This is a genomic window from Acidobacteriota bacterium, assembly GCA_003225175.1.
Classification (GTDB): Bacteria; Acidobacteriota; Terriglobia; order Terriglobales; family Acidobacteriaceae; genus Gp1-AA112.
In genome coordinates this window covers 1-1,969 of the sequence record QIBA01000266.1, presented here as the reverse complement: position 1 = coordinate 1,969, position 1,969 = coordinate 1, and the positions used below count along the sequence as shown (strand labels likewise).

1 protein-coding gene and 1 pseudogene are annotated in these 1,969 nt (G+C 54.2%); both read left to right on the top strand.

The window, feature by feature from the left end; genetic code table 11:
* The first annotated feature begins 476 nt into the window (after window positions 1-476).
* A complete protein-coding gene (gene tnpA, locus DMG62_25295; GenBank protein PYY18771.1) occupies window positions 477-920 on the top strand; it encodes an IS200/IS605 family transposase in 444 nt (147 codons plus the stop codon).
* Between the two features lie 320 nt (window positions 921-1,240).
* Window positions 1,241-1,453, top strand: a pseudogene (locus tag DMG62_25290) (IS1 family transposase).
* Window positions 1,454-1,969: the final 516 nt, after the last annotated feature.

Here is a 1,969-nt window from a genome sequence, read left to right as displayed (position 1 = left end):
CAACGCCGACCCACGGCAAGAGCCGCGCCGGAGGCGCCAAAATACGAAAGCCCAGCATGAAATGCCCGCTTTCCGGCATTGAAATGCTGGGTTCAGGTGTAGTTACAATTCCTAGTCCCAGAGGGACGACACGCAGCCGACGACGCACCTCGGATCGTAATCAACCCTACCACCGCGGTGGCAATCAACGCGCCGCACCGCGCTGGAGGCGCCAAATATGAAAGCCCAGCATGAAATGCCCGCTCTCCGGCATTGAAATGCTGGGTTGATGTGTAGGTTAGAATTCCCAGTCCCGGAGGGACGATATTCATCCGAGGACACACCTCGGATCGTAATCAACCCTATCACCGCGATCGCAATCAACGCCGCACCGCGCCGGAGGCGCCAGATCTGAAAGCCCAGCATGAAATGCCCGGTTTAGGCATGAAATGCTGGGTTCACGTGTAGGTTAGAATTCCGAGTCCCGGAGGGACGATATGGGACATTCCTACATCAATGTCCTCGTTCACATTGTTTTCAGCACCAAAGGACGCCGAAAAATCATTCCCGTCGAAAAACAAGAAGAACTCTGGAAGTACATCACTGGGATTGCCCGAAATCCTGGTGTTAACGCCATCGCGGTTGGCGGAATGCCAGATCACATTCACATGCTGATTGCCGAATCAGGTACCGTTCCTATCTCTACCGTGCTCCAGAAGATCAAGGGCAGCTCGTCAAAGTGGCTCGGAACGCAGGTGCGCGGGTTTGCCTGGCAGGAAGGATTTGGAGCCTTCGGCGTGAGCGCGTCGCATCGCGACAAGGTGATCGCATATATCCACAATCAGCCTGAGCACCATAAGAAGAGAACCTTTGAGGAGGAGTTTCTAGCCCTGTTGAAAGCGGTTGGAGTTGATTACGATCCAAGATATGTTTTGGGATGAGTGTCGTCCCACCGGGACTCGGATCATTTCCATTTGCAGCCCAGCATTTCATGCTGGGCTTTCACATTCGGCGCCTCCGGCGCTGATTGGCCCAACGGCAACATCCTCATTGCAAAAATGAGATCAGGACAATGGCCTGGGGGCCCATGCCGTCCCTCCGGGACTCGGGATTCTAATCTACACGTCAACCCAGCATTTCAAGGCGCTGCGCGAAATGATAGCGGAAGCGCAGCACATCCTCGCAACTGTGAATCTGCCAGAGGGACGCGCTGGACGCACAAACGAATTGTTATCATCGGCAGTGTTTCTCGCTGACCATCTTTGTTGAGCGTCAGAACCTCACGATTCGCATGGCAATCCGGCGCTTTACGCGGCTGACTAATGCATTCTCAAAGAAACTGGATAACCACAAAGCGGCCTGCGAGTTGCATTTCGCTTACTACAATTTTTGCCGGATACACCGCACTCTGCGCGTGACTCCCGCGATGGAAGCTGGTATTACCGATCACATATGGACGCTGCGGGAACTGCTGGCGTAATCCGGCGTAAAATCGTACCCCTGTTCGGCCATAACCGTCGGGGGGAAGATGCCGCGCATCTTGTCTGTTGGGTATGACTCAATGCTGCTCAAAACCCGCGAGCTGCTTCTTAAGCAAATGGGTATGAGGTCGTCTCCGCAGAGGGATTTTCTCTCGCTTATCAAATCTGCGATTCCCACGGGCATACTTTCGACCTGGTCGTATTGGGGCATTCAATTCCCCACGAGGACAAGGTCGAACTTGTAAAACGCTGCACTGAGACCTGCACGTGCCCCGTTCTGGCGCTACTCCGTGCTCACGAGGGGCCCATCAAAGGCGCTGCGCGTTCTATCGAATCTGGCGAACCGAGAGTATTCATTCAAGCGGTAGAGGACATCTTGCGCGAGCGACACAAGTGAAGCATCAACGCAGTTTTAGGACACTACCAAAACGGGCATTTCATGCTGGGCTTTCACATTCGGCGCCTCCGGCGCTGATTGGCCCAACGGCAACATCCTCATTGCAAAAATG

Bases quoted from the DNA above. Each gene is read 5' to 3' on its own strand.
- tnpA (PYY18771.1), top strand. From the start codon at position 477: ATGGGACATTCCTACATCAATGTCCTCGTTCACATTGTTTTCAGCACC.